This window comes from Sphingomonas sp., assembly GCF_039594485.1.
Lineage (GTDB): Bacteria > Pseudomonadota > Alphaproteobacteria > Sphingomonadales > Sphingomonadaceae > Sphingomonas.
Genome location: NZ_JBCNNI010000022.1, coordinates 19,869 through 42,601, shown reverse-complemented (window position 1 = coordinate 42,601; position 22,733 = coordinate 19,869). Strand labels below are relative to the sequence as shown.

22 protein-coding genes and 1 tRNA gene are annotated in these 22,733 nt (G+C 65.3%); 14 read left to right on the top strand and 9 right to left on the bottom strand.

Annotation, left to right across the window (positions count from 1 at the left end; translation table 11 throughout):
- Positions 1-412 precede the first annotated feature (412 nt).
- From ABDV78_RS12225 to ABDV78_RS12200, 6 genes are all read left to right on the top strand, one after another.
- Positions 413-796 carry a hypothetical protein gene (locus ABDV78_RS12225; protein ID WP_343527654.1) on the top strand — a complete coding sequence of 128 codons (384 nt, stop codon included), beginning with the start codon at positions 413-415 and terminating at the stop codon, positions 794-796.
- 133 nt (positions 797-929) lie between these two features.
- Positions 930-1,142 (top strand): cold-shock protein, encoded by a 213-nt coding sequence (locus tag ABDV78_RS12220; RefSeq protein ID WP_343527653.1) that lies wholly within the window; start codon positions 930-932, stop codon positions 1,140-1,142.
- A gap of 47 nt (positions 1,143-1,189) precedes the next feature.
- Positions 1,190-1,438, top strand: coding sequence for a hypothetical protein (locus ABDV78_RS12215; RefSeq protein ID WP_343527652.1), 249 nt, complete (start codon positions 1,190-1,192; stop codon positions 1,436-1,438).
- 258 nt (positions 1,439-1,696) lie between these two features.
- The gene (locus ABDV78_RS12210) at positions 1,697-3,304 is read left to right on the top strand and encodes a DUF5597 domain-containing protein (RefSeq protein WP_343527676.1); all 1,608 of its coding nucleotides are present in this window, start codon (positions 1,697-1,699) and stop codon (positions 3,302-3,304) included.
- Between the two features lie 140 nt (positions 3,305-3,444).
- Complete coding sequence (locus ABDV78_RS12205) at positions 3,445-5,250, top strand: DUF885 family protein (RefSeq protein WP_343527651.1); 1,806 nt, start codon at positions 3,445-3,447, stop codon at positions 5,248-5,250.
- A 91-nt stretch (positions 5,251-5,341) separates the two neighbouring features.
- Positions 5,342-5,578 (top strand): hypothetical protein, encoded by a 237-nt coding sequence (locus tag ABDV78_RS12200; RefSeq protein WP_343527650.1) that lies wholly within the window; start codon positions 5,342-5,344, stop codon positions 5,576-5,578.
- Positions 5,579-5,634: 56 nt separating this feature from the next.
- Here ABDV78_RS12200 and ABDV78_RS12195 read toward each other — a convergent pair whose 3' ends face one another.
- Positions 5,635-7,716: a catalase gene (locus tag ABDV78_RS12195; protein WP_343527649.1), complete on the bottom strand. Its 2,082-nt coding sequence runs from the start codon at positions 7,714-7,716 to the stop codon at positions 5,635-5,637.
- 307 nt (positions 7,717-8,023) lie between these two features.
- Here ABDV78_RS12195 and ABDV78_RS12190 point away from each other — a divergent pair, with 307 nt between their 5' ends.
- From ABDV78_RS12190 to ABDV78_RS12155, 8 genes are all read left to right on the top strand, one after another.
- On the top strand, positions 8,024-9,574 hold the full coding sequence (locus ABDV78_RS12190) for a L,D-transpeptidase family protein (RefSeq protein ID WP_343527648.1): 1,551 nt from the start codon (positions 8,024-8,026) through the stop codon (positions 9,572-9,574).
- A gap of 18 nt (positions 9,575-9,592) precedes the next feature.
- Complete coding sequence (locus tag ABDV78_RS12185; RefSeq protein ID WP_343527646.1) at positions 9,593-9,949, top strand: hypothetical protein; 357 nt, start codon at positions 9,593-9,595, stop codon at positions 9,947-9,949.
- A 189-nt stretch (positions 9,950-10,138) separates the two neighbouring features.
- Positions 10,139-10,630 carry a nucleoside deaminase gene (locus ABDV78_RS12180; RefSeq protein ID WP_343527645.1) on the top strand — a complete coding sequence of 164 codons (492 nt, stop codon included), beginning with the start codon at positions 10,139-10,141 and terminating at the stop codon, positions 10,628-10,630.
- Positions 10,631-10,701: 71 nt separating this feature from the next.
- Positions 10,702-10,778, top strand: a tRNA-Pro gene (locus ABDV78_RS12175).
- Positions 10,779-10,863: 85 nt separating this feature from the next.
- Positions 10,864-12,864 carry a hypothetical protein gene (locus tag ABDV78_RS12170; RefSeq protein ID WP_343527644.1) on the top strand — a complete coding sequence of 667 codons (2,001 nt, stop codon included), beginning with the start codon at positions 10,864-10,866 and terminating at the stop codon, positions 12,862-12,864.
- 362 nt (positions 12,865-13,226) lie between these two features.
- A complete protein-coding gene (locus ABDV78_RS12165; protein ID WP_343527643.1) occupies positions 13,227-14,228 on the top strand; it encodes an alpha/beta hydrolase in 1,002 nt (333 codons plus the stop codon).
- Positions 14,225-15,007 carry a serine hydrolase gene (locus tag ABDV78_RS12160; RefSeq protein WP_343527641.1) on the top strand — a complete coding sequence of 261 codons (783 nt, stop codon included), beginning with the start codon at positions 14,225-14,227 and terminating at the stop codon, positions 15,005-15,007. The genes ABDV78_RS12165 and ABDV78_RS12160 overlap by 4 nt, the downstream gene beginning before the upstream one ends.
- A gap of 93 nt (positions 15,008-15,100) precedes the next feature.
- The gene (locus tag ABDV78_RS12155; RefSeq protein ID WP_343527639.1) at positions 15,101-15,277 is read left to right on the top strand and encodes a hypothetical protein; all 177 of its coding nucleotides are present in this window, start codon (positions 15,101-15,103) and stop codon (positions 15,275-15,277) included.
- A gap of 13 nt (positions 15,278-15,290) precedes the next feature.
- Here the strand turns inward: ABDV78_RS12155 and ABDV78_RS12150 are convergent, their stop codons facing one another.
- From ABDV78_RS12150 to ABDV78_RS12115, 8 genes are all read right to left on the bottom strand, one after another.
- Positions 15,291-16,463, bottom strand: a complete 1,173-nt coding sequence (locus ABDV78_RS12150; protein ID WP_343527638.1) for a crosslink repair DNA glycosylase YcaQ family protein — start codon at positions 16,461-16,463, stop codon at positions 15,291-15,293.
- 64 nt (positions 16,464-16,527) lie between these two features.
- Positions 16,528-17,022: a hypothetical protein gene (locus ABDV78_RS12145; protein WP_343527637.1), complete on the bottom strand. Its 495-nt coding sequence runs from the start codon at positions 17,020-17,022 to the stop codon at positions 16,528-16,530.
- A gap of 35 nt (positions 17,023-17,057) precedes the next feature.
- Positions 17,058-17,411, bottom strand: coding sequence for a hypothetical protein (locus ABDV78_RS12140; protein WP_343527636.1), 354 nt, complete (start codon positions 17,409-17,411; stop codon positions 17,058-17,060).
- Positions 17,408-17,965: a hypothetical protein gene (locus ABDV78_RS12135; RefSeq protein WP_343527635.1), complete on the bottom strand. Its 558-nt coding sequence runs from the start codon at positions 17,963-17,965 to the stop codon at positions 17,408-17,410. The genes ABDV78_RS12140 and ABDV78_RS12135 overlap by 4 nt, the downstream gene beginning before the upstream one ends.
- Positions 17,966-18,012: 47 nt before the next feature.
- Positions 18,013-18,672: a hypothetical protein gene (locus tag ABDV78_RS12130; RefSeq protein WP_343527634.1), complete on the bottom strand. Its 660-nt coding sequence runs from the start codon at positions 18,670-18,672 to the stop codon at positions 18,013-18,015.
- Entirely contained in the window at positions 18,672-19,193 is a 522-nt protein-coding gene (locus ABDV78_RS12125) for a hypothetical protein (protein ID WP_343527633.1), read from the bottom strand. The genes ABDV78_RS12130 and ABDV78_RS12125 overlap by 1 nt, the downstream gene beginning before the upstream one ends.
- Positions 19,194-19,305: 112 nt before the next feature.
- On the bottom strand, positions 19,306-22,002 hold the full coding sequence (locus ABDV78_RS12120) for a hypothetical protein (protein WP_343527632.1): 2,697 nt from the start codon (positions 22,000-22,002) through the stop codon (positions 19,306-19,308).
- Between the two features lie 249 nt (positions 22,003-22,251).
- A complete protein-coding gene (locus tag ABDV78_RS12115; RefSeq protein ID WP_343527631.1) occupies positions 22,252-22,728 on the bottom strand; it encodes a hypothetical protein in 477 nt (158 codons plus the stop codon).
- Positions 22,729-22,733 lie beyond the last annotated feature (5 nt).

Below are 22,733 nucleotides of genomic sequence, written 5' to 3'. Positions count from 1 at the left end.
GTTATCGTATCGGCCAGCCGCTCGGAACGACGGTCCGTTCCCCAAGTGCCTCGAACAACGTGCGTAACGCGATTTGGTCCCGCACGAAAACGTCCCGGGGCAAATGGGGCGTGCAGTCGGCGAGGGCCGCGCGGTCCGAACCTCAGAAACAGCGCGACGGCCAGACGGCATCGTGCTAGTCCCGGATATCGCCGGTTTGACGACCACAAGCGCTGGCGGCTGAGAGACTTCGTGCTCCCGCTTGTCGCGCAGGAGCATGCCGTGACCTTTTCTCTTCTGTTGTTGTCCAGGGGCTTGGCGCTACGGTCCGTTGCGCGCCACGGAGTGTCGTCGATCGCGGTGCATTCGGCATGATCGCGCGGTCGATCAACCGCTGGCTGCGGCGCTGGTACTGGCATCGGGCGAGCCGTCGATGAGCCGCCGTCGTCGCACCACCGTCGAGGATCGCGAGCGCGCCTATCGCGCACTGATGAACGGCATCGGCGTGGTCGAGGAACGGATCGCGCCGCTATGGGCGAAGGACCGTCACGGGCTGAGCGATCGGCAACGCGCGGTGCGCAGCCGGGTGACGGCCAACAGCTTTCGCGAATTGGACGTCCTGCTGGCGCACTGGATCGGGATGGTGGCCATGCGCCCCGTCCGTATGGCCACGATCGGCGACTGGCGCGAGGCGCCGGATGCGGCGGGCGCCCCTTGTCCGGGGTTCACCCCCTCCGAAATTCGACGGCTGGCCGCGGACTATCGATCGGCCGCGCCCCCGCCCATGATCGGCGTAGGTTGCGTTTTGGCCGCCTGATCCCCATATTGCGAAGGCTTTAGTCGCATATCGACGGTCTTCGGCGCTTTGCGGCCCTTTTTCCTTCTTTCCCTGCTGTCGAGGCCCCGCGGCCTGCCGATCTCCGGTGGTCCGTCAACCGAAGGAAAATATCATGAGCCAGAACGGCACCGTCAAATTCTTCAACGCCGACAAGGGCTATGGTTTCATCACGCCGGATCAGGGCGGCAACGACGCCTTTGTCCATATCTCGGCGGTGGAGCGGGCTGGGATGATCACCCTCCAGCAGAACCAGCGTGTCGGTTACGAACTGGAAGAGGATCGTCGCGGCAAGATGGCGGCGGTCAATCTTCAACCGGTGGAATGACCGGTTGGCCGGTGCGGGGGCGTTCGCGACCCCGCCCGGCATGATCGGTGACGATCCTCGATCACCTCTTTCGCGAAGGACATCATGCCATGCGTGACTCCGAACTTTTTATGCAACGCGCCTCCAACTGCCGGGAACAGGCGGCCGAAGCCGATCTGGCCAATGTCCGCGAACGCTGTCTGCGCGCGGAAGCGGCGTGGTCCGTCATGGCCCAGCGCTCGTTGCGCACTGAGGCTGCCCGCGATGCCAAGGCGCATGTGGTGAGCGGCCCCGTGGCGATGGAACAGACGCCCTGAACGACCCAGGGTCCGGGAATGACGTGACCCGGGAAATGCGGCGTCCGTGGACGGGTCATCGGGATAGGACCGTCATGTCCGATGTGCGCCGAAATGCCTTTATCCTCCCTCGAAGCGCCTGAGCAGCGCAGGTAAAGCCCCAGCGCGGTTGATCGCCGCCGGACGTGCGTGCACACAGGCCGCCGATAAATGGGGAGGATGATCATGCGCCACGTCGTGATGTGCGCCGCACGGATGCTGGTGGCCGCGATGCTGGTGATGGCGCCGCCGATTGCCGCCCAGTCCATTGCCGCCCAGTCCATTGCCGCCCAGTCCGAAGACGTGCCGCGCATCGTGACGCGCGATGGGCGACATGCGCTGATCGTCGATGGGCGACCGTTCGTGATATTGGGCGCGCAGGTCAACAATTCGAGCAACTATGCCGCCGCGCTGCCGCAGGTCTGGCCTTTGCTCGACCGGCTTCATGCCAACACCGTCGAAATCCCCGTCGCATGGCAGCAGATCGAGCCCGAGGAAGGCCGGTTCGATTTCGGCTTCGTCCAGACGCTGCTGGATCAGGCACGGGCGCATGACAAACGGATCGTCCTTCTCTGGTTCGGCACCTGGAAGAACACCTCACCCGGCTACACCCCCGATTGGGTGAAGCTGGACAATCGCCGCTTTCCCAGGATGAAGACGCGCGACGGCAGGGATCATGATGTCCTGTCGCCGATGGCCCGGTCCACGCTGGAGGCCGACAAGCGAGCCTTCGTGCGGCTGATGGCGTTTTTGAAGGCGCAGGACCGGCAGAACACCGTCATCATGGTGCAGCCGGAAAACGAGGTCGGCAGCTATCGCAATCCGCGTGACTTCGGGGTGGAGGCCCAGCGCTTGTTCGAAGGCCCGGTGCCCGACGCGCTCGTCCGCAGGCTCGGCAAGCGGGGTGGGAACTGGCAGGCGGTGTTCGGGGCGCAGGCCGACCGGGCGTTCAATAGCTGGTACACCGCGCGCTACGTCAACGAGATCGCGGCGGCCGGCAAGGCGGTCAAGCCGCTGCCCATGTTCGTCAACGCGGCGCTGGCGGGCCCTTCCAACGTGCCCGATCCCGACGGCGTGGCGAGCGGCGGGCCCCAGCAGGACGTTCTCGACATCTGGAAGGTCGCCGCGCCTGCGATCGATGCCGAGGCACCGGATATCTATGATCGCGCGAACCGGAATGTCGGGCTCTATCTCGACGCCTATGCCCGCCCCGACAACCCTCTGCTGGTGCCAGAGATCGGCAATGCGCGCGAATTCGCCCGCTATTTCTATGATGCGCTGGGGCGAGGGGCGATCGGCTTTGCCCCCTTCGGCATGGATGACACGGGCTTCTTCAACTATCCTCTTGGCGCGCGTGCCCTGGACGAGACGACCCTGAACGCCTTTGCGGGGCCTTATGGAGCGCTCACGCCCGTCATGCGCGATTGGGCCCGACTGGCGTTCGAGCATCCGGCCTGGGGTGCGTCCAAGCCCGACGACGGAGCGGACCGGCGGACGGTGATGGGTTCATGGTCAATCCAGGCGAGCTTTGGCCAGTGGCAGTTCGGCGAGAAGAGCTGGACCTGGTTGAAGTCCGAATCCGCACCCTGGGCGACAGAGCCGGTCGGCGGCGTTGCGGTCCTCCATCTTTCGGCCGACGAATTCCTGCTGGTCGGCGATCATGTCCGCGTCCGTTTCGAGCCCGCGACGCCCGATCCCAGAGCGATGGTCCTCCGCGTCGAGGAAGGCCATTTCGCCGATGGCCGCTGGGTCATGGACAGGGTGTGGAATGGCGACCAGACCGATTACGGGATCAATATCGTCGACCGGCCCGTCGTGCTGAAGGTGACGATGGCGCGATATCGCTGAGACGGGGCAGCACGAACCCGCCGAAAACCGGCCGTCCGGCGTCGGCCCTGATCGCACAAGCCCCTCGAATGGCAGCCTTTGCAAGCCATGCTCAATAGCTTAGCGTTGTTCCTTCGATCGATTTGATAACGGGAGCGCCCATGCGACGTCGCCAATTCCTTGCCTCTGCGGGCCTCGCCGCGATCGGTGCCGGGGTGCCGGGACCGTTATCGGCGGCGGGAGGCGCACGGGAAGCCGAATTGCGCACGCTGCTGGACCAGTTCTTCTACGAACGCTTGGAGGATGCGCCGGAACAGGCGACGTCGCTTGGCCTGGACACCGGCGCCCGCGTGCATCTGAAGGCGAAACTGTCCGACGCCTCGCGCGCTGGGGAGGCCAAGGTCTTCGCGCGTGCCCGGCGGGAGCGGGCGGCGCTGCTGGCGATTCCGCGCCAGAGCTTGGGCCCGGCGGCCAGGCTGGATTATGACGTCGTGGCCTATAATCTCGACCGGACGCTGGCGGGGGAGCGTTATGCCTTTGGTGCGAGTGCGGGACGCTATGCGCCCTATGTCCTCAGCCAGTTGTCGGGTGCCTATCGCGACGTACCCGATTTCCTCTCCAGCCAGCATCGGGTGACGACCGCCGCAGACGCCGATGCCTATGTTGCGCGGGTCGAGGCGTTCGGACAGGCCATCGATGCCGAAACCCGGCGCCAGCGCGAGGATGCGGGCAAGGGAGTGTTCGCGCCCGACTATATCCTCGACACGACGCTGAAGCAGTTGGCGGCGGTCCGCGACAAGGCGCCCGAGGCTACCGGCCCGGCCATGGATCTGGCCGCCAAGCTGAAGGCGGCGAACCTGCCGCCCGAGCGTGCCCGGACGGTCGCCCTGCTCATGGCCGAGCGGGTGTTCCCCGCGCTCGATCGCCAGCGTGCGCTCGTGACCGAATTGCGGGGGCGGGCGGTGCATGATGCGGGCGTCTGGCGTCTGCCGGACGGCGCGGCCTATTACAGCGATGCGGTCAGCGCGGCGACAACCACCGAGATGACCGGCGACGAGATCCACCGGCTCGGCCTGGCCCAGGTGGCGGAGATCGGTGCGCGGATCGATACGATCCTGAAGGCGCAGGGCATGGGCCAGGGCAGCGTCGGCGAGCGGTTGGTCGCGCTGAACAGGCGCCCCGATCAGCTTTATCCGAACACCGATCCCGGACGCGAGGCCCTGCTGGAGCAATTACGCGCGCAGGTTGCCGCGATGACCCGGCGCCTGCCCGAACAATTCGCGGTTCTGCCCAAGGCCCCGGTCGAAATCCGCCGTGTTCCCGAAGCCATCCAGGCGGGCGCGCCGGGCGGCTATTACCAGTCCGCCTCGCTCGACGGGTCGCGACCCGCCATTTACTTCATCAACCTGCGCGACACGTTCGACCGGCCGAAATTCGGGCTGGCGACGCTGAGCTACCACGAAGCGGTGCCGGGCCATCATTTGCAGGTCATGTCGGCACTGGAGAGTCAGGACATCCCGCTGATCCGTCGCCGGGGCTTCTATTCGGGCTATTCGGAAGGCTGGGCGCTCTATTCGGAGCAGCTCGCCGAAGAGATGGGGATGTATGAGGGCGATCCGCTGGGCCAGGTCGGATATCTCCAGTCGCTGCTGTTCCGTGCGACGCGCCTGGTGGTGGATTCGGGCATGCACGCCAAGCGGTGGAGCCGGGAGAAGGCGACCGATTATCTGATCGCGACGACCGGCATCGCGCGTGGCCGAAGCCAGGGAGAGATCGATCGTTACACGGTCTGGCCGGGGCAGGCGTGCAGCTACAAGATCGGGCACACGGTCTGGACCCGCTTGCGCGACGAGGCGAGGCGCAAGGCGGGGCCGGACTGGGACCCGAAGGCGTTCCACCAGGTCCTGACGCTGGGGGCGATGCCGCTCAGCGTGCTGGAAACGGTGGTGCGCGAACGCATGGCCTGACCGCTTCCTCTGGCTGCGCCTGGCGTCGAGTCTGGCGCGCGCGGATAGGCGCGGATAAAGATCGACGCGAAACTGGGAGTAAGGGTCCAAGATGTCCGAAATCGAAAAGTCGGAGATGGTGCGTCGCGCGATCATTGACATGGCCACGGAGGCCGTGGAGGCGCAGCAACTCGATTATGACGATGCGGCGATCGGCGCGATGTATGCCGCCTTCGACTGCCATCGACGCTCTGGCCTCGGAGAGGACGCCGCGATCGCGGTGATGCGCAAGATCGTCGATCTCATGGCGGATGCGGTTGCGGGACAGCGGGTCGGTGGATCGGCCTGACCGCGGATAAGGGTGGAAGCCGGGCGGCGGATCGACGCCACCGCCCGGCTCCGGCATCAGGCCAGGGTGCGGACCTTGGGTTCGCGGTCCCAATAGCGGCGCTTGGCCGCCTCGACAAAGCCCGCCAGGTCCGTCACGCCTTCGTCGGGTTCAACCCCGGCCTTGTCCAGTAGAGGCTTGGCGGCGGCGTTGTGACCGATTGCCTTCAGATGGCCGAACGCATCCATGACCCACTGGATCGCCGCGCCTTCCTTGACCAGTTTGGCGGTCGCTTCCTTCGACAGGATCACGGCGCAGGCATCGACCGTGACCGAGGGCTGACCAAAGAGCTGCGCATCCGCCGCCACGCTGGTCCCGTCGGACAGAGGCACCCGGCCGACCTTCGGCGCGACAGTGATGGCATGGCCGCCCGCCGCGTCGACGGCCTGTTTCACCGATTGCAGATCGTCGGCATCGGTGCCGTCCGCGATCAGGATGCCGACCGTCCGCCCCTCCAGCGTGTGCTTCTCGAGCGGCCCGCGGATGATACGCAGCGCGGGCGACGGGTCCAGGTCCAGGACCGGCGCTGCGGTAGGCGAGGCAGGGGGCAAATCCATCGCCAGCCCGTCGGCGACGCGCGTCGCAAGCGTCTCGTCCACGTTACGCAGATTGGCGAGCATCGCGACACGGATATGTTCGAGGCCGACCTTGGACAGCTCGAACACAAAGGCCGAGGCGATATGCGCCTGTTCGGCCGGGTCCATCGACCGGAAGAACAGGCGCGCCTGGCTATAATGGTCGGCAAAGCTCTCCGCCCGGATGCGCAGCTTCTGGCCCTGCTCCTCCGATGGGAAGGTCTTGTAGCCCTTGTCCGGGTCCTCCCGTGCGCCCGCTTCCTCGCCCGCCTTGGCCAGGCTGTTCGGCTCATAATTGGCGCGCCCCTTGGGTATGGCCATCTGCATGTGGCCGTCGCGTTGTTGGTTCATAAAGGGGCAACCCGCCGCGGCCGCGCGTCCCTTGGCCGAATTGATCGGCAACTGATGGAAATTGACCGAGCCGAGGCGCGACAACTGGGTGTCGGTATAGCTGAACAGGCGCCCCTGTAGCAGGGGATCGTTCGAGAAGCCGATGCCCGGCACGACATGGCTGGGCACGAACGCCGCCTGCTCCGTCTCCGCGAAGAAATTGTCGGGATAGCGGTCGAGTACCATCTTGCCGACGATCTTGACCGGCAGAACCTCCTCGGGAATGATCTTCGTGGCGTCGAGCACGTCATAGGGCAGGCTGTCGGCAAAGGCCTGGTCGAATAGCTGCACGCCCAGGTCCCAGGTCGGATAGTCGCCCCGATCGATCCGCTCGAACAGGTCGCGGCGCTGGAAATCGGGGTCGGCGCCCGCGATCTTGACCGTCTCATCCCAGATCGTCGAGGCGAGACCCGCGCGCGGCTTCCAGTGGAACTTGACGAAGGTGCTCTTGCCCTCCGCATTGATGAAGCGGAAGGTGTGGACGCCGAACCCTTCCATATTGGCGAAGGTACGGGGCAGGGTACGGTCCGACATCGCCCACAGGATCATGTGGGTCGCCTCGGGCATCAGGCTGATGAAGTCCCAGAAGGTGTCGTGCGCGGTCGCGGCCTGCGGATATCCGCGATCGGCCTCCATTTTCGCGGCGTGGATCAGGTCGGGGAACTTGATCGCATCCTGGATGAAGAACACCGGAATGTTGTTGCCGACCAGATCCCAATTGCCCTCACGGGTATAGAATTTGACCGCGAAGCCGCGCACGTCGCGCGGGGTATCCACCGACCCGGCACCGCCCGCGACCGTAGAGAAGCGGGTGAAGACCTCGGTCCGCTGTCCCTTTTTCTGGAACAGGTCGGCGATGGTCACGTCGGCCAGGCTTTCGGTGCATTCGAAATAGCCGTGCGCCGCCGATCCGCGCGCATGCACGATCCGCTCGGGGATGCGTTCGTGATCGAAGTGGTTCATCTTCTCGCGGAAGATTTCGTCCTCGATCAGGACCGGGCCACGCGCGCCGGCCTTCAACTGGTTCTGGTTGTCGGCGACAGGCGTGCCATGATTGGTGGTCAGCACGGGGTGATCGCCATCCGTCACCTGATGCGTCTCGCCGCCATTTCCTGCGTTCAGAGCGTTGGGCATAACCATATCCGTCCTCGTGTGTTCGGTGCTTGAACGGACGGGCCCCGCGGTGGTTTCCTTCGTTAAAATACTGATCGCGTGCCTTTTCACCCAATGGCGCGCGTGTTGGCCCAACCCGTCGGGGCAGGGGGAGGGGTTTCGGTTGCGCCAGCCCCATCGCGGATGCGCGACGACGCTGGAGAATGGGAAATCCGGCATGTGCCGCAAAAAAACATATCCTGACTGACGATCGGTTCAGCTTGGCGCAGGATAGCGTGGTACAAGGGGGCAGGACGACATGATGACGAACAAGGGCCTCCATACCGATATGAGCGTTTTGACTCCCTCCGTTCCCGGCCCGTCGGCCGCCCGGTTTCTCGGTGCACTTGCGGCGGGGTCGCTGATCGCCACGCCGATCATGGCGCAGGTCGCGCCGCCGCCGGTGATGGTTCCCGCTCCCACGCCGACCCATTCTGCTCCGGCAACTTCGCCCCAGGCCGTTCCCATCCCGCCGTCAGAGGTCGCGCCCCAGGTCGCCGCGCCGACGACGCCCATGCCTTCGCTCAGCGAGGCACAGCTCCGGCAACTCGCCACGCTGATCGCCAAGGGCGAGATTACCCACGGCCTGCGGCAGGGGCCGCCGCGCGATCTGTCCAATCTGTCGCCCGCCGCACTCACGCGCGTCGCGCTGGACTATGCGCATGCCGTACATGCCGGACGGCTCGACACCGCCGACTTCTCCAAGGACTGGGGCATTCGCCCACCGCCCTATGACCCGCTGCCCGGCTTTGCGGATGCGGTGCGCCGGGATCGGCTGGCGGCCTGGGCGGCCTCGCTGCCGCCGCCCTATGCGGGGTATGACGCGCTGGTGGCCGGCCTGAGCCGCTACCGCGCGATGGCGGCGGCGGGCGGCTGGTCGTCCTTGCCCGCGAGCACCATCAATTTCGGCGCGAGCGGCCCGCAGGTGCTAAAGCTTCGTCAGCGGCTGGCAATCGAGGATCCGAGCGTCAGCACCAGCGGCGCGACCTTCGACGAACCGCTTCTGGAGGCGGTCCGCCGTGCGCAGCGCCGCTATGGCTTGAACCCGGCCGGCACGGTCGGCAGCCAGACGATCGCCATGCTCAACGTGCCCGTCGCCCAGCGCATTAGGCAGATCATGGCGAATATGGAGCGCTGGCGCTGGCTGCCCCAGCAACTGGAGGCCAAGCGGGTTCAGGTGAACATCGCCGCCGCCGTGCTGACCGTGTTCGACGGCGACAATCCTGTCATGTCGATGAAGGCGGTGACCGGGCGGCCCGGCAACGAAACCCCGATGCTCGTCTCCTCGATCCGCAGCATCGTGCTGAACCCGCCCTGGAATGTGCCCAGCTCGATCGCGAACAAGGAATTGTGGCCCAAGGAAAAGGCCAATCCCGGCTATCTGAAGCGCAACGGGTTCCGCGTGATCGACACCGGAGACGGCGGCAAGCGGTTGCAGCAGGCTTCGGAAAAGAGCGCGCTGGGACGGTTCAAGTTCGACTTCCCCAACGACTTCGCCGTTTATCTGCATGATACGCCTGCACAATCGGGCTTTTCCAAGTTCGACCGACTGGCGAGCCATGGCTGTGTCCGCCTGGAAAAGCCCGCCGAACTCGCCGCGCTCATGCTGAAGACCACGCCCGAATGGCAGCCGGCGGCGGTCGATGCGGTGCTGGCGTCGGGAAAGACGGTGCGCGCGACCATGGCGGAACCGGTGGCGGTCTATCTCCTCTACTGGACCGCCTTCGCCAATGCCGATGGGCAGGTTGGCTTTCGCGACGATCCCTATGGCTGGGACGCGCAACTGGCCGCCAAGATCGAGGCACGGTCCGCCGAGCGCGCGCTCGCCACGCAGAGCTGACGGAGTTAGAAAGGGGATATGATGATCAAGACGATGCATAAGCATTTGCTGAGCCTGGCTGCGGCTGGGCTGCTTCTTCCGGCACTGGCGGGCTGTTCCCGGTCGGAGCCGGAGGATCAGCCGGTCGCCGCGATGGAAAATGATGAGGGCGTGACCGAAACCGTGCCCGAGAGCGAGGCACCCCCCATGGTCAACGAGGTCGAGACGGCGCCCGCAATGAATATGGCCGAGGAAGCGCCTCCTCCTCCGCCCGCGCGGACCGCCGATCAGCAGATGATGGACGATGCCTCGGCCACGGGCATGACCGCACGCGTGCAGCGTGATTCCGCTCCGACGGACGCCCCGACCGGAGAGCCGGATCACGGCGGCCAGTAGGCAAAGGCCGGGCGAACCTGATTTGGGGTGATCCGGTAGGGGGAGGGTTTCGTCCGATCCCTCGGGGCTGCAACGCCTTGACGTGATGAGCGGTCGTCCCAGCCATCTATTCCGCCTTCTTGCTAGGCAAAAACGCCATATGGGCGCGGTTCGATCGGAGCATCGCGACCGGATGCGCGTTGCCCCGGCATGACCGAAGAAGACGAATATTGGATGCGCAAGGCGATTGCCGTGGCGCGGTCGAAGGGATCCGATCCCTCGACCGCGCCGCTGGGTTCGGTGATCGTTCTCGATGGCCGGATGATCGCGGCCGAGCGCAACCAGACGGAGGAGTTGCCCGACGCCACGGCGCATGCGGAGATGATGGCCATTCGCCGTGGCTGTGAGTCCCGCGGCGAAATGGAGTTGCGCGGCGCGACGCTCTATTCGACCCTTCAGCCCTGCGGCATGTGCACCATGGCCTCCATCTGGTCGAAGGTCGGGCGGGTCGTGTACGGCGCGGGGCGAGAGGACGTGCATCCGATGTATTTCGAGGCTCGCCACATCGATACGCTTTCGTTCATCGCCGACGCATATCGCGATGATATCGTGATCGAGGGTGGGTGCCTGCGCGAGGAATGCGCCAGCCTCTATTATCCGCCCGACGCGGATTTGCCGCCGGAGGAGCAGGCCAATCTTTGATCCAATGGTGATGGAAGGACATATTGCCCCTTGCACGGACGCCCCGCCATCTTCTAAGGGCAAGCGCCTGTCGGGGAGTGGCGCAGTCTGGTAGCGCGCCTGCTTTGGGAGCAGGATGTCGCAGGTTCGAATCCTGTCTCCCCGACCATCCGCTTGCAAGTCTTTGATTTCGCGTCTTAACGACGGCGATCAGGGACGGTTGTACCCCCGACTGTACCCCTTGGGGTGGCGGAATGGGCTTTTCGAACGTAGCGCTGCGCGGCAGTCGCTATTGGTGGCGCAAGAAAATGACGGTTGCCGGCGTGCGGTTAACGCTGGCGTTACCCATCGGTGCGATGAGCTTCATGGACGCGCGGGTTATCGCTCTGCGCCTGGGTTTGGCGGCGGAAGCATTGCGCATGGGATATGGCGAACGATCTTCGGGCGTAAGCCCCGACCAGCTCAAGAAGGTATTCAGCGATGCGCTGCGTTGGCAGTTGCAGCGCATCCTTGAGGATCAGATCGCCAGCAGCACCCCCGTCGTCGATCACGCCAGCCTCAACTCTTGCTATGCCGAGGCATGGACCTTCCTGTCGAAGCGCGGCGTCGATGCAAAATGGTCGCTCGATGACCATGAGCGCCTGATCGACAACGGTTGGGACACGCGAGAGGCGAAGGCTGTCGCCGATACGGTCTTCGATCTCCAGAGCGGTAGCCCGGTCTCCGCAAAGCAGATCGACAGCTATGTCACCAACTTCGGGATCGTGCCAACGGCCACGAACCTCGACAAACTGCGCGTCACGATCTGCGCCGCCAAAGCGGTGGCGTGCCGCAAGGCGACGGCGAACCTGTCGGCGGACGGAGACGTGCCCGCCGACTGGATCGACGACGCACTGGCGGACGACGCACCATTTGCGTGGGAAGAAGCGTCGGCCGATCCCGAGGAGGCGGTCCCCTCACAAAGATCGACTGTTGTCACGCCTGAGTCACCAGCAGCGGCGCCAGTGCCAGAGAAGCCGAAGATGCGGCTGCGGGATGCAGCCGACAAATGTATTGACGCCCACAGGCGAGAGAAGGCGTGGGATACGGACACCGTCAAACAGGTCCAAACTGCCATTCGCCTGTTCGACTTCGCATGTGGAGAAAATGTCTGCATTGAAGACATAAAACAGGAACATGTGACCGCCTTCACCGAACTATGCCGGGCCCTCCCCAATCGCTGGGGGCGCACGACCGAGGAACGGGCGGGCGGGATCGCCGCGAGCCTCGAGCGGGCCAAGTCTATGGCACCGGACATGCTTGGCGTGTCCCAAATGACGATCAACAAACACATAACCTGGATTACGGCTGTTCTCGATCATGCCGAGGGAGCGAACGCCAAGGTGGGGCATCGTCCCGCTGAGCCGATCACCTTCAAGAAAGCTCGAAAGGGCATCGGCAAAAAGGCACGTCAACAGCGTAAGCGTGACCGTGACAAGCGCGCCAACTGGTCGATACAAGAACTTCGTGATCTGTTGTCTGCTCCCATCTGGACCGGGTCAGCCGGAATCGATCATCGACTGAAGCCGGGGACAGAGGTTTTGCACGATGCTTGGTATTGGTTACCGCTGATGCTGCCGTTGTACGGCGGTCGCAGCTCGGAGCTGGCCGGGTTGCCGCTCAGCGATGTGCACGAGGATGAGCCGATTCCGTATCTGCAGATTGACTACACCGAAGACCGTGGACTGAAGAACACTCAGTCCGTCCGCAAGCTGCCGATCCATCCTGAACTCATTCGGCTAGGCTTCCTCGACTATATCAGGGAAATCCGTGCGGCGGGTTGTACCATGCTTTTTCCGGAAATGGACTCGCCAAAAAGCACCAGCTTTGCCAGCACCTTCTACAAAAGCATCTTCAATCCCTGGAGGAAATGGGCTTTCCCTAATGGAACGCCATGGCTGCACCAGGACGGCGGCGCATGGAAGGACAAGGACGTCCACAGCTTCCGGGGCCTTTCCACAAATATGTTGAAGGGCCGCGTGGAGGACAGCGTTCGTTGCGACATCTTCGGCGACGAAGGTGAAACCGAGACGGCGCGAACCTATGACGAGGAGGCGAATCTGTCGATCAAGCTGGAGGCGCTCAAACACCTTACGCCACTGACCGAGCATATTCCGGCAACCCTGCCAATCCGGATCCGTCCCGCGAATCGGCTGAAGTTCGGCGTACGGGTGCCCAGTCGGTTGGGACGGCCAAAGGCCACCAAGCCAGAGTGACCGAGGATTTTCAAAAGTCTTATGCCATCAGTTGGATAGTCGCGCGGACCGATCATTTGCTCCGCCGCGTCTTTTAAAATGGCAGTTACGAGCCAGGTTAACATCATGTTCGTCGTCGTGCGGCGCGGGGGGCGATCAGACCATCCGTAGGGCCGGCAGAATCGACATCACCACGTAACCGGGTCTGACCGTCCCGTGCTGTCGAGGCGCCGAGAGGTTACGCGGATTTTTGCTCTCCCAGGCCATGAGCGGGTGTTGCAACGAAGCTACGCGCTATCGCGTGAACTCCGATCGCTAAGTCCCCGCCTCGATAGAAGAAGCGCTTACAGGGATATTGGCTTCGCGACTGGTGTTACCCTTTGATGCTTCGTCCCTTTCTCGCTGTCGCCGCCTGCTCGGCCTTGCTTTCAAGCGTCGCCTCGGCGCAAACCGTGCCGCTGGGTACCAATCTGGAGCGGTTCGACTATCCGGCCCCGGTGCACTGGTTCGAGGCGAATTCGCAGGGCCATCCGGTTCGCATGGCCTTTCTCGACTGGCCGGCGACCACCACGCCCAACGGCACGACGGTCGTCCTGCTCCACGGCAAGAATTTCTGCGCTGCGACCTGGGGCGACACCGCACGCGGACTGGCGGTTGCAGGCTACCGCGTCATCGCGCCGGACCAGATCGGCTTTTGCAAATCGTCGAAGCCGAGCGGCTATCAGTACAGCTTCCACACTATGGCCGCGCTGACTGCCGCGCTGCTCGACCGGGTCGGCACCGGCAAGGTCGTACTGGTCGGTCATTCGACCGGCGGCATCCTCGCGACCCGCTTCGCGCTCCTCTACCCTGAGCGGGTCGCGAAGCTGGTGCTGGTCAACCCGCTCGGCCTCAACGACACGCTAAGCGAGGGCGTGCCCTATACCGACCTCGGCAAGCTGCGCGCCGAGGAGGCTAAGACGGACGCAGCGTCGATCAAGGCCTATCAGCTCCGCAACTATTATCATGGGGTCTGGCGGCCGGATTACGATCGCTGGGTCGCCATGCTGGCCGGGCAATATGCCAGCCCCGATGGTGACACGGTGCGCGATGCACAGGCCCGTCTGTCCGATATGATCCAAACCCAGCCGGTCGCGGCCGAGTTGCCGCGCTTAGCGGTCCCGACCACGCTCATCATCGGCCAGCGCGACCTGACGGCCTTTCGGGCCAACAGTGCGCCCGAGGACCGGCGCGCCCGCGTCCGCACCGTCCCGCAGGCCGCCGAGGACGCGGTAAAGCGCATCCCAGGCGCCCGCCTGATCCGCCTGGACGATCTCGGCCATTCGCCGCAGGTCGAAGCGCCCGCCGCGTTCCTGCAATCGCTTCGCTCTGCGATGACGCCGTGAAGCGATATGCCTGCGCGCTGGTGCTCCTCCTCGCCAGCGGTTGCGATGCTGCACCTGCGCCACGGCAAGCAGCCGTATCCCGCCCGGTCGAGACGCGCGGTTTGGACGGCGCCATCCTGGCCGACACCGTTGCCCAAGCCCACCGTCTTCCCCGGCTCCGCTCGCTGCTGGTCCTGCGCGACGGGCAGGTGCTGGCCGAGCAGCGCTTCGACGGCGGGCCGCCGCTCGATCGGCCGGTCAATATCAAGTCCGCGTCCAAGTCGGTCCTGTCCGCACTGGTCGGCATCGCGATCGCGAAAGGCGCGCTGACCGGCGTCGATCAGCCCGTGCTGTCGGTGCTTGGCCGCGATGCGCCGCCCGATCCCGACCCGCGTCTTGCCCGGCTGACCGTCGAGGACCTGCTGACGATGCGCGCGGGATTGGAGCGGACGTCGGGTGAGAATTATGGGCGCTGGGTGTCCAGTCGCAACTGGGTCCGCTTCGCCCTCGCGCGCCCGTTCGTCGATGAGCCGGGCGGCGCGATGCTTTATTCCACCGGCAACACGCATCTGCTGTCGGCGATGCTGACCCGCGCTTCGAGACGCGACACCCACACGCTGATGCGCGACTGGCTGGCGGAGCCGCTCGGCATCACCATCCCGCCATGGTCGCGCGATCCGCAGGGCATCTATTTCGGCGGCAACGACATGCTGATGTCGCCGCGCAGTCTGGCCCGGTTCGGCGAGCTCTATCGCCTGGGTGGCGTGATCGACGGACAGCGGATCGTGCCTGCGCGCTAGATCGAAGAAAGCTGGACCCCGCGCACCGTATCGCCGTGGAGCGGTGGGCAATATGGCTATGGCTGGTTTGTCGGCACCAGCCGCGGCCATCCGTTGCGCTTCGCCTGGGGCTATGGCGGGCAGATGCTGTTCATCGTGCCGGACCTGAAGCTGACGGTCGTCATGACCTCCGAATCCAGCGGCGCGCGGGACAATGGCCATATCGCCGCGCTCCATGCGCTGCTCGACGATGGCATCGTGCCCGCCGCCGAGCGGGGTGGAGCAACGTGACGGGCGAAGACGCTCAACCGCGATGCACGACCGCGCCGATGCGGACGGCGTCCAAACCGAGCCATGCCGCCATCCGGTCGAGCTCGGCCTCAAGCCGGGGCAGCGTATCGACGGGCGCTCCCGGTTCCAGCGTGATGCGGTGCGCGAGCAGCAGCCCCGCCTGCCGGTCGGCCTTGAGATCGACCCTGGCGACCAGCGCCTCGTCCATCAGGAAGGGCAGCACGTAATAGCCATGCGTGCGCCGGTCCTGCGGCACATAGATTTCGATGCGATAGTAGAAGCCGAACAGGCGTTCGGTGCGGGCCCGCTCCCAGATCAACGGATCGAACGGCGCGAGCAAGGCAGCGCTGCGCACCCGGCGCGGCGTGGTCGCGTCGCGATGCATCCATGCCTTCTGGCTCCAGCCCTCGACTCGCACCGGCACGAGCACGCCATCCTCCGCGAGGTCGGCGATGGCGTGATCTGCTTCGGCGGGCTTCAACCGGAAATAGTCGCGCAGGTCGCTGGCGGTAGCGACGCCCAGCGCACGCGCGCTCCGTTCGATCAAGGCGCGTTGCGCCGCCTCAACCGACGGCGTTGGGAGCGCCAGTACCGCTGGCGGAATGACCCGTTCGGTTAGGTCGTACAGGCGCGCAAAGCTGCCCCGCCGGGTCGCGGTGGTGATCTGCCCGGACCAAAACAGCCATTCGAGCGCGTGCTTGACGTGGCTCCATTCCCACCAGCCGCTGCGGCTGGACCCGTTCTCGAAGTCGGCGGCCGTCAGCGGACCTTCGGCGGTGATCCGTTCGAGCACGGCGTCAGCCTCGGCCCGGCGCTCGACCGCAAACCGGCGCAGCGCCTGATAGCCGATCTCGCCTCGCTCCGCCCGCGCCATGCGCCAGCGGAGCAGCGGGTGCAGGTCGAGCGGCAGCAGCGACGCCTCATGCGCCCAATATTCGAACATACGCCGCTGGCGTTTCGGCCCCCATGCATCGCCCTCCAGCAAGGCACGGTCATAGCTGCCGAGACGTGAGAATGCGGGCAGATAGTGCGCCCGCGTCAGCACGTTGACGCTATCGATCTGGAAGAGGTTGAGCCGCTCGGCGGTGCCGCGCAGGTGGCGAACCGATGGGTACTCTGGCCGAGATCGTCCGAAGCCCTGCGCTGCCAAAGCGATCCGACGCGCTTCGCCCGTTGATATCCTCATGACAGGCGAAGATCACGTCTTACCGCCAAGCGTCAATGCTGGGGTCCGGCGCGATATCCCCTCGTTATGCGGGGACGTGATCACGTAGCGTAACCTGCCCCGCGACGTCGGCGCCGTCGCGAACCAGCACCGCCAGCTTCGTAGCCGCGCGGTCGCACCCAGCCACCAGCGACGCCGGCCGACCCCGGACCTGCACGATCTCGCCCGGCAGCACCTTGAAGTGGGAGGGGGCTCCATCCTGCGGCACGATCACCGCGCGAGCCTTGCCGGGGACGAGCGACAGGCGGCATCCCGTCGAGACATAGCAGATGGTGTCGCGCGGCAGCATGACGGTGATCCCGGTCATGACGGGGACGTCGTCTTCGCCGACGGCGAATTCGAGATAGATGAGATCGACCTGGGCTTCGACCGCTGTGCGACCAAACGCGATTCGCTGATGGGAATCGAGCGGATCACCAGCCATGATCATCAGGCCGGGGTTCATGATCTTGTTGCCGAGCAGGAGCTTGGAAACGGCAGCGACATGGGCGCGGACATGGGCGGTCTGGTCGGGGTTCATGGTCTGTCTTCCTTGTTTCATCCCCACCACGGGGATCACATCGACTTGCCCATCCCCCTCATCTTCTCCCCTCCACCGCGATCGCGCCGTCGATCTGCCCGCAGGGCGGGCGGCTTGTCCGGGACCGAGCACCCCGGTCCCATGTGAAGCTGCGCCGCGATCCGCCGCAGGACAGCACGGTCGAGCGCGTGCGCCCCGTCAGCGACGTGCACCGCCCGGACCTGCTCGAGGGCCGCCGGACAGATGACGGCGGCGACCGCCATCACACCTCGCGTACCCGGCCCCGCCGCCGCATCCTGCCAGCGCTGGCCGGCCAGCACGAGCAGCGGAAAGGCTAAGACGAGCGCCCAGCACGCCTGCCGCAGCAGGCGGGGCATCGGTACCGTCATGACCGATCCTCCCCGTCCGCAGGGCCAGATGCTGGGCCGCGCTCGCCGTGCACCAACAGGCGGATGGCCCGGACCAAGCCATCGGCGCGTTCGTGCGCCGTTCGCCATGGCACCTCTTCGACACGAAGATGGCGCGCCGTCAGCCGGAACCCCGAAGCAGCCGTGCCATCCCGCTTATCCGGTGTCGGCACGAGCCACAGGCCAGCGTCGACATCAACCCAAAGCGTTAGCATCCAGTGCCAGGTGACCCGCCCGCTGTGCCACATGCCCAAGGCAAAGCCCGGCATCGCGTCCGCCGGCGGTGTCCTCACGATCAGCGCATCGGACCGCGTCGCGACCAGCGCGCTGTCCATCGCGGCGATGGACGCAGCAAGATTGCCAACTGTTGTCGTGACCAGCAGATGGTTCGCCTCGCTATACAAGCAGCCGGCCAGCGGCAGGCCGAGGTCGGCCGGCATGTCGGTCAGCTGCCACCCAGCCGCCTGCGCCAGTGCCCGCACGACGTGCGAGTTTATCGCCTGGCCGATCCGTGGCCAGGGTTCGTTATCGTTCATGCTGTTTCCTGATGATGGTGTTGGTTCGCCGACGCGCATCGGCGCGGTCAGACTTGCCGCCAGTCGGCCTGGAACTGGCGAAACGCGTTGCCGACCAGGGCATGCGCCTTGTCGGTGGCAAGCGGCGTCACCCATTCGCCAAAGCCCAGCGGCGTCAGTCGCCTGGGTCCAGCAAGGATAGCATGAACGTGCGGCGGGCTGGCACTCCCGGCGCGGTGGGGGGCATGCTGCACCAGCAGCGCGGCCACCTCGAACGGATCGACGAGCAGTTGGCGGGTGAAGGCGCGGACCAGCTCATACTGCTCGTGCAGTCGCGCTGTCGGGAAAGTGAAGGTCAGATAGGCGAGCAGCGCCTTGGCCTTGACCGGCAGTTCTGCGTCGACCGTCTCCATCAGGATACGCGGGTCGGACAGCCGGTCATCGGCCCCCGGCGGCAGCAACACCTCGGCGCGTGCGGCGGTCAGCGTCCATGGCGGCGTGTCGGGTGGCGCACCAACGGTCAGTTTGGCAGCGGCAAAAGCCGCCGCGCTGTTCAGGTGGCCGCGAAAGCTGGGGCGCAGGCAGCCATACATGACACGGGTCGCATCGCGATCGGCGTCATCGCCGGTCAGCACGAGCCAGCTATGCGGGTTCGCCGGATCCGGCAGGCAGCCCGGGTTGACCTCGACGCTGGGTGTTGCCGCTGCGCGCTTGGCCTTGGTCCCCATCAGAACGTACCTTGCGGGTAGAGGCGTTCCGCCAGATCGGATGCGGCGCGGTAGATGCCGTCGGCGCGTTCGGCGAGCGTTGCATAGGGTGGCACCAGATAGAGTTCGAGGCCATGGGCCTCCAGCCGGATCGCCCCGCCGAACGCGGCCGGCACCAGCCACAGGCCGCCATCATCGTGGCGGTAGAGCGCCAAATCCTCCAGCTTGAAGGGCGCGAGCCCGCCGCCCGCCAGCACGACATCGATCGACACCGGCAGCAGGTCACCGCCGGTCAGACAACAGCGCACCAGCATCACGTCGATCGACTGCGCGGCCGCGAGCCGTTCGATCTTGGCGCGGAACATGGGTGCGGCGACGCAGGTGAACGACAGGATCACCGACTGGGCGTCGAACAGCAGGGTATCGGCGGGCATGCCGCCGCCGGAAACCAGGACAGGCACCTCGGGCTTACCGAAGCCGGCGGCGAGATAGTGGAGAAGCACATGCGGCAGCGAGTGCACAGGGGTAGTCAGAAAATCCATTGCAGTACCGAAGCTTAAGGGTCGCGGACCGAGCGATCCGGACAAGCGCTTCAGATCTATTTTCATCGATCTTCAGCGGCTCAAAAGCCCAGCTTCCCCCTTACTGCAGCGCCTACCTTTCCTGTCCTTTCTTAGTCGTCTGGCTTGTCACGCCAACGGCAGGGCCTCTGCTTCCAGTATGTCGTTTTCCACCCGACATACCGGATTGAGGGTGAGCCGCCTGCCGGTCGCCAACGGCTGCGACCGCCTGGCCGAGCAAGCCGGTCGACTTGCCTTTCGACGCACGATTGGCGGGCGATGGCTCCGGAACGTCTATGGGCGACGTGGCGGCGGGCTCATCAGGGCCAGTGGGCGGCGCAACCGTCGCTTTGCGTCGGCGCCTGGCCTGGATTGTCGACAGCGTCTGGAGCAGCTCGACATCCTGCAGACTGTCGATATCCGCCAGCGTGCGCGATTGTCCGCCATCGGCAGCACGATCCGCGACGGTGAGCGCGTGCCCGACGTCCTCGCCGGGCAGGATCGACCTGCCGCCATCATCCTGTTCCATCAGGTCGTGGGCCACAGCCGCCGATGCCGCCGCGATCTTGCGACGCTCGCGCTCGGCCAACAGCAACTTCTGGATTTCAGGTTCGTCGCCGAGCAGGCGGAACAACCGGTGGATCGCCGGCGGGACCGTCTTGTCGATAGCATACCCGCCCGGGACGAAGCGCAGGTGTTTGGAGCTTCGGCGATGCTTGATCAGCCATGCGTGCAGGCGCTTTTCGACTTGCGGTCGATAGGCCGGCGAGATCGGATTAAGGGGCGCCAGCTTGGCGTGATCAGCTGGGACGTATCGCAACCGTTCACGCCCATTGCCCGTGACCGCGACGACCTCAGCCCACGCCTTCTCAACCTTGCCGTCGAGGTCCTCCAGCCGCGATGCCGCGCGGGCATGCTGAGTGGTCGGTGCTACGATGGCGTCGATTTCGCCCAGCCACGCGCGCGCTTCTTCCTGGATTTCCAGACTGGCGGTGCCGACACGCAGCACGGTCTCAGCCCGTGAGCGCACCATCCGCTCGACGATGGCGACCAGCCCCGCCTGGCACCGTCGCGTCACGGCGGCGTTTGCGAGCTCCTGCCAGTGCGCAGTCGCCTTCAGGGAAGCCGCCGAAGCCCGTCGACCGAGCTGGATCGCGGCCCTGAGACGATTCTCGAGCCGGTCGCGATCGGCCTGCTCTAGAAGCAGTCGCATCTCATCATCGTACCGGATATGAGCGTTTCGCGTACCGGCAGCCGTGACCACGCCCCTGGCCTCGCTGGCGGTGATGGCGGGGCCGAGATGCTCCATCGGCGTCAGCCGGATCCTGGCGTCCTTAAACGTCCCCGTCGCGTAGACGGGGCTGCCCGCCCGGCCATTCACGACCTTGTTGACGATGTCGACATAGCGTTTGCGCAACGCTTTGACGTAGCGTTGACCAGCCACAAAATGGGAAACGGCCTTTTCGCCGTCCTTCGGCACGTCCCGGGTCGGCTCTGCGATCTTGTCCTGGCGATAAGGGTAACAGAACTTGCCGTTCCGCTTGCGCTCGGAATATTCGAAATCCCAGCAACCCTCGCCTTCGAACGGCTTGCGGGGGTTACGCTCGTCATTGATCTGCTTCGCCGTCAGCCAGCGTGCTGGCCGATCATAGCCATCGATGTGGAAGTGGAAGTTGTCGGGGTCGTTCGTCGCATCAGGGCGATGGATCGCCGCGACATACATCCAGCCTTCCGCGTCCAGCGCCCCACAAAAACGTTCGAGCACCAGGCGCCGCTCGGCCGGCTTCAGTCCGCGTGGAAACTCGCCGACGAAGCGGGTCTGGGTGCGCCCGCATGGTCCCGCCTTCCAGTTCGGTCGCGCAGCCGCGGGCAAGCCAGGCTGGTCATCACACCAGACCAGTCGGTCATAGGCCTCTTCCAAGTTGACCTTGGCGATGTCGACGATGGTGTCGACAAAGGCCTTGCCTTCGGCTTTCGCCTTCGCCTCCTGGGCGAGCCGCTTCTGCTGCAGCGTCACTGCCGCCTTGCGCACCCATCCCGGTGCATCATGCCGGGTGGCCAGCAGCATCCAGTCATCGGCATATTGCGTCGAGACGTGCAGCGTCCCGCCCTTCGCCTGCCGCTCGCAACGCTCGGCTGACTCGAACAGGCTGCGTTCCCGCTCGCGCCCGCCGGGGATGTTGCTGATGATGGCGAGGTGGTTCTGCAGCCGGCGATCTTCGTCCATGTCGAGCATGTCGATCAGCAGCGCGGTGTCATTCTTCTCCACGGCGGTGGTACGGGTGATATAGTCGAGATGGGTTTCGAAGTCGGCGACACCGCCGCGGGTGACATAGCTGTGGTGAGCAGCAGCGATGCCGCTTCGGTTGGGATAGCGCGGGTGGGTACGCCCATCCTTCGCGCGGGGGACGACGGTGCGACTGATCCGCACCATGTCGAAATGCGGGATGCGCACAGGCCCGGTCTGGCGCGGGCTCGCCGAAAGCGGGCTGGCCCGTGAGAAGTCGACCGAGGTCGCTCGTCCGCCACCGCTGCCAGTATTAGCGACGCGCTGGCGCGTGAGGGCGCCTTTAGAAAAGGGCGAAAGAATATCGAAAGCGGCGTCGGATGTTACCCGCACGCGACCGCGCACGACACTTCGCTTGGGCTCGATCTCCCGCTTGCCGAAGCCACCGCGTCGCAAGTTCGCGCCGATCGCCTCGCGATCCTCACGCGCCAGCCGCCGCATCAGCGCCAGGAGCTGATGCGCATATTGCGGATAGGCAGGCAGAGGGTCAGCGCTGCAGGTCATGACATATAGTGTCCCGCGGCGCCGCCCCATTCTCAAGGGGGCGCCCCGGCCCTCGAACAAAAATGCCTTCCGGAGCCGAAGGCGGAGGACATGGGGAATGTCGCCGAAACAACGGTCGGTCAGTCCCCCGCAAAAAGGTGGTCACCACCTTTTTGCGCTGTTACGCCTTAAATCTTGCCCGGGCTTCTTCTATTTCCTCCTACTGGATCCGAAAGGCATCCGAAGCTCGCCGATCCTCATCGGCTGGGGTCAGGATCCGCAGGTCAGGCGCCCCCGCGCGATCCATCGGCGGCCACCGTTGCGAACCTCGATGTCCGCCGCCCCCTCGTTCACCTCGGTGCCCTTCCACCTTGATGGGCCGACGGGCGTCACCGTCACGGTGATGCTGTCGCCGATCCAGCGATCATGGGTGAACGGGAACAGGTCACCAGCGCCAGCCGCAGGCCGAAGATGCACGATGCTGCTGTCGAGACGGACCACGGCGCGGTCGTCGGCTGCGGCGAAGAGCATGCGCCAGTCCTTCGCCAGCGACCACGAGCAGCCGGTCCCGGCTGCGCCCGCCTTCATGACCATGGCCATCGAGAGCGGCCGCAACGGTGCCACGGACGCAGTGGCCCCGACGCCGTTTCGCGGGACGCCTACCGGCATGTTCGCGAGCGTTGGCGCGGTGGCCAACAGCGACAACGCGGCTACAGGCGCGAGAAGCGATACCGCGGCCGTGATCATGCCCG